Raw genomic sequence first — 6,427 nt, forward strand, 5'->3', positions numbered from 1 at the left:
GGTCCCCTTTCAGTCTTGCGGCGCCTGGTCGACCTGGTCGAGCAGGCGCAGGTCCGGCGGCACGAGCGTGGTGGACAGGACGAGCTCGCGGACCAGGTTGTCGGTGAGCTTGTTGCCGACCGGCTCGCCGACCTCCTCCCTGGTGAGGCCGCGAACCCCCGCGCGGGACAGTCGCTCGCGCACGTCCTTGAGCAGGTGCTCGACCTTGCGGTGCGTCCAGCCTGCGTCGGGTCGCAGCTCCATCAACTGCTCGGCGACCTGCTGGCGGGTGAGCGGCTGCGGGTCGGACTCGTGCAACAGGTACCGCTGCCCGAGCAGCACCAGCGCGAGCCGTTCGTCCTCCAGGAGGCGCCAGGTCTTCGGCGGCTCGGTGTGCGCGTCGTGCTTGGTCACCGGCCGCCGGCCGTCCGAGCCGGCGACGAACAGCTCCAGCAGGTGCTCCCGGCCGCGGGTGCCGGGCACGAACAGCGGCGTGTAGCCCTCGGCGAGCGGGAGCGACTCCTCGGCCGCGAACAGCCACTGCGAGCCGGGCAGCCGGATCGGCAGCTTGCCGGTGTTGCTGACCCACCACTGGCCGCCGCGGTGGGTCAGCAGGCCGTGCTGGCGGCTGACCCGGCGGTCGTCCTCGCCGATGCAGACGTGCACCTCGGGTTTGTTGCGGCCGAACACGACCGTGCGGCCCTCGCTCGGGCCGACCGTGATGCCGCCGCCGATGGACAGCGCGTAGATCGCGCCCGGTGCCGAGCGCGGTATCCCGAACGCCAGGCTGTCGTGACTCCTCGGGAGGCGTTGGCCTTCCGCCGCCAGCGTGTCCACATGTCCTCCTCGCCCCCGGCCGAACCGCGTTCAGTATGCGACGGTCGCCCGGGACCCCTCCCGGATCTACCGGCTCCGCATCTCGAACGCCAGCAGGGTGGCACCGACCTGCACCGTTCCGGGCGTGTGCGGCGGCTGGGCGAGCTCGTGCAGCTCGGCCATCAGGTCGTGCAAACGTTTGCGGGCGTCGGTCCACTGCTCGGGGGTCAGCCACAGGTCGGCGTCGGTGACGACCGCGGCCGAGTCCGGCAGCCGGTCGGCGACCCGGACCCGCAGGTTGGCGATCAACGCCTCGGTGAGCAACGGCGAGGAGTCGCGCCGGTCGGACAGCGGACTGCCCTTCACCGTGCGGTAGAGCCGTTCCCGGCCGCCGCGCTTGGGCCGGACCTCGACGAGCTGGACCAGGCCCGCGCGGTCGAGGGTGCGCAGGTGCTGGCTGGCGAGGCCGTGCGAGATGCCCAGCTCGGTGGCGAGGGCGGCGGCGGACAGCGAGCCGCTCCACATCATCGACAGCATGCGCAGCCGGGTGGGGTGACCGAGGGCGCGCAGGACGGGGTCGACGGGCATGAGGCCGAGTATCTCACCCCCTAGTGATTGCTAGGGTGTGACCGTGGACTTCCGTCGGGTGTGGCTCGCGGACGCGATAAGCCAGCTGGGGACCCGGATGACGTTCCTCGCCGCGCCGCTGGTCGCCGTGCTGTCCCTGCACGCGTCGGCGTTCGAGGTGGCGCTGGTGCGCGCGTTCGAGTCGCTCGGGGCGCTGCTGTTCGGGTTGCTGGCCGGGGCGTGGGTGGACCGGTTGCGCTGCCGGCCGGTGCTGCTGGTCACCGACCTCGGCCGGTTCCTGGTGCTGCTGTCGATCCCCGCGGCGGCGCTGGTCGGAGTGCTCTCGCTGGGCCACCTGTACGTGGTGATGTTCGTGGTCGGCTCCCTGTCGATCTGGTTCGACATCGCGCACCAGTCCTACCTGCCGCGCCTGCTGCCGGCCGATCAGCTGGTGTCCGCCAACGCGAAGCTCTCGGCCAACACGTCGGTCGCGGCGCTCGCCGGCGCGAGCGGCGGCGGCTTCCTGGTGCAGCTCCTCACCGCGCCGCTGGTGTTCACCGCGGACGCGCTGAGCTTCCTGTGGTCCGCGGCGTGGATCCGGTCGATCCGGCACCGGGAGCCAGGCCCGCCCAAGCGGCCGGACCGGCACCTCGGCCGGGAGATCCTCGAGGGGCTGCGGTTCGTGGTCCGGCAGCCGCTGCTGCGGGCGATCGCGGGCAACACGGCGACGTTCGTGCTGTGGCAGTCCGCGCACTCGGCGGTGACCGTCGTGTTCCTGGTGCGCGAGATCGGCCTGTCGGCCGGGGCGATCGGCCTGCTCGGCACCATCGGGCTGGTCGGGGCGCTGCTGTCCGCCGCGGCCAGCGGCCGGCTGACCGCCCGGTTCGGCCAGGCCAGGGCGTTGGTGGCGGCGGCGGTCGCGCTGGGGCCGGGTTACGTGGTGTCCGCGTTCACGACGCCGGGCTGGGGGCTCGTGTGGTTCGTGGCGAGCACGGCGATCGCGAGCTTCGGCATCGTGCTGCTGGGCGTCACGGAGATGACCTGCCGCCAGCTCGTCTGCCCGCCGGAGCTGCTGGGCCGGGTGAACGCGACGATGGAGTTCACGATGTGGGCCGTGATGCCGGTGGGGGCGATCCTCGGCGGCGGGCTGGCGACGTGGCTCGGCCTGCGGGAGACGATCCTGGTCGCCGGCGTGGGTGCGTGCTTCGCCGCGCTGTGGCTGGTGTTCTCGCCGATGCGCCGGCTGCGCGACTTCCCGGCGGCGTGACCTGTCGGACCCCCGTGTCAGGGTGTTCTCATGGCACCCGACCTGCGCCTCGCACCATGGTCCGACGACGACCTCGAGCTGGAGCTGCGCGCCAACACCCCGGAGATGAAGGTGTACCTGGGCGGCGAGGAGCCCTTCGACGCCATCGTCGCGCGGCACGCGCGGTTCCTCGAGCTGCCGGTCACCGGGGCGGGCCAGATGTTCCGAATCGCGTTACCCGACGCTCCCGGGGTCGGCAGCGTCGGCTACTGGGAGCGCGAGTGGCACGGCCGGCAGGTCTACGAGATGGGCTGGCATGTGCTGTCCGAGTACCAGGGCCGGGGCCTGGCGAGCGCCGCCGTCCGGCTGGCGGCCGACCATGCCGCGCTGAACGGTCGCCACCGCTACGCCCACGCGTACCCCAAGGTGGTCAACGGCCCGTCCAACGGCGTGTGCCGCAAGGCCGGCTTCACCCTGCTCGGCGAGGTCGACTTCGAGTACCCGAAGGGCACACCCATCCGCTGCAACGACTGGCGCCGCGACCTGTCCCAGGCCGCTGACCAGTAGTTCGTCGCGCTCGTAGTCCACGACGTCGACGGGCGTGCCGTCGGGCGCCACCGCGATCTCACTGACAACGTGTCGATGGACCACGGTTACGGATGCGGGCCGATCGTGACGACGCTGAGCTGGCCGTCGTCGGGACCGTAGATCCACCAGATGCGCCACGCTGAAGGAGTCTTGTTCTCGACGTAGGACTCCCACAACGTGGCGCCGTCCGGCCCAGGGACCGAGTGATAGGCGTGCGAGCGCAATCCGGGATAAGACGGCCCTGCCTGCTCCAGAAGATCGAGAGCTTTGTTGACTTTCCTCAGTTTGGGAGCGTACTGATTCTTCGCTTCGAGGTCGTCCAGGACCTTGTTCGCCTCATCGGAAAAGAGCAGTTCGAACGGTGGAGCACTCACTCGTCAGCATCATCCTTGTCGCTGACGCGCTTCCGGGGTCCTACGTTGCCCGCGGCGACGTCAGCAAGACCGCGGAACAAGGAGGCGCGCAGTTCGGCGTTCTCCCAGACCAACAATTCGCGTTTCGGGATGCTGGCCAGAGGAGTGAGCAGAATCGCGCCGTCAGCGTTCACTGACACAGCGTAACGATCGTCCTTGTGCGCTCCTGCCCTGCCCACGGCCACGCGCGCTCGCTCGTCGGCCGTCACCTCGGCGACCGGCTCGAACCCTTCGAACGTCGTCATGTCTCCTCCTTACTTCCACTTCGATCTGCTACAGAATAGTGGGAAGTGGGTAAGTGGGCAATACCCACACGCGTAGGGTGGGACCGCCCCACCATCGGCGACGACGGTGGTGCCGCAACCTTCGCCGCGGCGCTGGCCGTCGTCGAGCGCAACCAGAAGACGCTGCACAGGATGTCCTTCGGCGGGGATGTCGTCGTCGATCGCTGGCGCGGCTGGTGTGTCGCGCGGAATGCCAGTGAACCCGGCTCGGCGTGGCCTGCGTGCCCGGTCGGTGGCAGCCGGTAGCCTCGGTGCGCCCCATCCCCTTCTCGCCGGAGGACCGAATGCTGGTCCTGCACGGGTTCTGGTTCCCGGACGACGGCCTGTGCCTGTGGGCCGAGGACTCAGAACGTGCGGTCAAGAGCCCAAGCCAGGCGCTGCGCTCGGCGCGGCCACATCCGTACGCTGTGCCGGACGGCACCCTGGCCGGCATCCACCAAGGCAAGCCTGGTGAGGCGGTCCTGCAGCTGCCGTCGCTGCGCTCCGCTCCGCTGGACTCGCCGGAACTGATCAGGGTCGTCCCGCGCCCACCTGCCCGCTCGGCGGCCGCGCTGCTGTCCTGGACGGTTCCGGTCGTCACGCTCGACGCGGCCTCGGCGCTCATCGCGCTGTCCGAGCGCGCCGAGGACATCCGGCACGGCGCCTCGTGGGACTACCTCGCCGAGCTCGCGGCGTTCGCCCGCGAGTTGGTGCTCCGAGGGCGGGTGCTGCCCACCGTCCAGCGAGACGATGTGGGCGCCGTCGCCGGCTGGCGGCCGGTACTGCAGGGACGCGATGTCGTCGCGCTGCACACGCTGGTCACCGCGATGCCACCGGTGTGCCGGGCGGTACCAGGTCATGACGATCCGCACGAGCTGGTCACCGGCGCGCTGCGCGCGTTCGTGGACGCGGCGGTGCGCGAGACACTGCCCACCGGCATCGAGCTCACCCCGGTGCGACGGGGCCGTCGCCCCAAGCGGTTGCCCGCGGTCGAGGCGTGGCTGTCCGCGCTGTCGGCTCCGGACGGCCGGTTCGACGCCGACGCCGACGATCTCGACGAGCTAGCCGGGGCGCTGCGGCCCTGGCAGGACGTTGGCGCCGGCGCGACGGCACCGGCGCGGGCGACGTTCCGGCTCACCGAGGTCCGGGAGGTCTCGGGGGAGCCCGGTGAAGACCCGGAACCCCGGTGGCAACTGGAGTTCCTCCTGCAGTCCATGGAAGATCCGAGCCTGCTGGTGCCCGCCGAGCGGGCCTGGCGCGACGACGGCAGCCTGAGCCGGTGGCTGGCCCGCCCGCAGGAACTCCTGCTCACCGAGCTCGGCAAGGCCAGCCGGATCTACCCCGACCTGGCCAACGGTCTACGGCAGGCACGGCCCTGCGCGCACGAACTCGACGCCGACGGCGCCTACCACTTCCTGTCCACCGTGGCTCCCGCGCTGGACGAGGCCGGCTTCGGGGTCCTGCTGCCCTCCTGGTGGGACAACCGTCGCAAGCTGGGCCTCACGCTGTCGGCATACACCCCGGTCGACGGCGTGGTGGCCAAGAAGAGCCGGTTCGGCAAGAACCAGCTGATGGACTTTCAGTGGCAGCTCGCCGTCGGTGACGACACCCTCACCGACGAGGAGATCGCCGCACTGGCCGACACCAAGGCGTCGCTCATCCGGCTGCGCGGCCAGTGGGTCGCGGTCGACCCGGATCAGCTCAAACGCGGGTTGGCGTTCCTGAAGCGCAAGCCGACCGGGCGCAAGACCGCTGCCGAGATCATCGCCATGGCCGCCAGCCACCCGGACGACCTGGACACGCCCCTGCCCCTGACCGGCGTGCGAGCCGACGGCTGGCTGGGCGACCTGCTGGGCGGCACGGTCGCCCAGTCGTTGCGCGCCGTGCCGACACCGGACGGGTTCCTCGCCGAGCTGCGGCCCTACCAGCAGCGGGGCCTGTCGTGGCTGGCGTTCCTGTCCTCGCTCGGGCTCGGCGCCTGCCTCGCCGACGACATGGGACTGGGCAAGACGATCCAGCTGCTGGCGGTCGAGTCCATGCACCGGGCGGAGCACCCGGACGCGGGCCCCACCCTGCTGCTGTGCCCGATGTCGCTGGTCGGCAACTGGCAGCGGGAGGCGGCGAAGTTCGCTCCCGACCTGCGGGTGTACGCCCACCATGGTCGGGAACGCCTGCGCGGCGAGGCGCTGGCTGAACGGCTCGACCAGACCGACCTGATCGTCACCACCTACGCCACCGCGACCCGCGACATCGACGAGCTCGACGACCACGAATGGCACCGGGTCGTGCTCGACGAGGCGCAGGCGATCAAGAACAGCCTGTCGCAGTCGGCCAAGGCGGTGCGGCGGCTGCGTGGCGGGCACCGCATCGCGCTGACCGGGACACCGGTGGAGAACCGGTTGGCCGAGCTGTGGTCCATCATGGACTTCCTCAACCCCGGCATGCTCGGCTCCGCGGAGCTGTTCCGCACCCGCTACGCGATTCCGGTGGAGCGCCACGGACTCACCGAACCGGCCGAGCGGCTGCGCGCCATCACCCGCCCCTATGTCCTGCGC

At 71.0% G+C, this 6,427-nt stretch carries 7 protein-coding genes; 3 read left to right on the top strand and 4 right to left on the bottom strand.

Annotated features, from left to right (window positions below; all coding sequences use genetic code 11):
• Positions 1–9: 9 nt before the first annotated feature.
• Positions 10–816, bottom strand: coding sequence for an FHA domain-containing protein (locus GEV28_RS02685; RefSeq protein WP_291408186.1), 807 nt, complete (start codon positions 814–816; stop codon positions 10–12).
• Between the two features lie 66 nt (positions 817–882).
• On the bottom strand, positions 883–1,383 hold the full coding sequence (locus tag GEV28_RS02690; RefSeq protein WP_291408188.1) for an ArsR family transcriptional regulator: 501 nt from the start codon (positions 1,381–1,383) through the stop codon (positions 883–885).
• A 43-nt stretch (positions 1,384–1,426) separates the two neighbouring features.
• Here GEV28_RS02690 and GEV28_RS02695 point away from each other — a divergent pair, with 43 nt between their 5' ends.
• Together GEV28_RS02695 and GEV28_RS02700 are read left to right on the top strand one after the other, a co-directional pair.
• Positions 1,427–2,629: an MFS transporter gene (locus GEV28_RS02695; protein ID WP_291408190.1), complete on the top strand. Its 1,203-nt coding sequence runs from the start codon at positions 1,427–1,429 to the stop codon at positions 2,627–2,629.
• 30 nt (positions 2,630–2,659) lie between these two features.
• Entirely contained in the window at positions 2,660–3,175 is a 516-nt protein-coding gene (locus tag GEV28_RS02700) for a GNAT family N-acetyltransferase (protein WP_291408191.1), read from the top strand.
• Between the two features lie 86 nt (positions 3,176–3,261).
• On the opposite strand, the gene GEV28_RS02705 is transcribed toward GEV28_RS02700, so the two are convergent.
• Positions 3,262–3,570 (bottom strand): hypothetical protein, encoded by a 309-nt coding sequence (locus GEV28_RS02705; protein WP_291408193.1) that lies wholly within the window; start codon positions 3,568–3,570, stop codon positions 3,262–3,264.
• Positions 3,567–3,854: a hypothetical protein gene (locus tag GEV28_RS02710; protein ID WP_291408195.1), complete on the bottom strand. Its 288-nt coding sequence runs from the start codon at positions 3,852–3,854 to the stop codon at positions 3,567–3,569. Before GEV28_RS02710 ends, GEV28_RS02705 begins: the two co-directional genes overlap by 4 nt.
• 323 nt (positions 3,855–4,177) lie before the next feature.
• Between GEV28_RS02710 and GEV28_RS02715 the strand changes: the two genes are divergently transcribed.
• The coding region (locus GEV28_RS02715) for a DEAD/DEAH box helicase (protein WP_291408197.1) at positions 4,178–6,427 on the top strand (2,250 nt) is incomplete at its 3' end.

Source organism: Actinophytocola sp. (genome assembly GCF_009379765.1).
Taxonomy (GTDB): Bacteria; Actinomycetota; Actinomycetes; order Mycobacteriales; family Pseudonocardiaceae; genus Actinophytocola.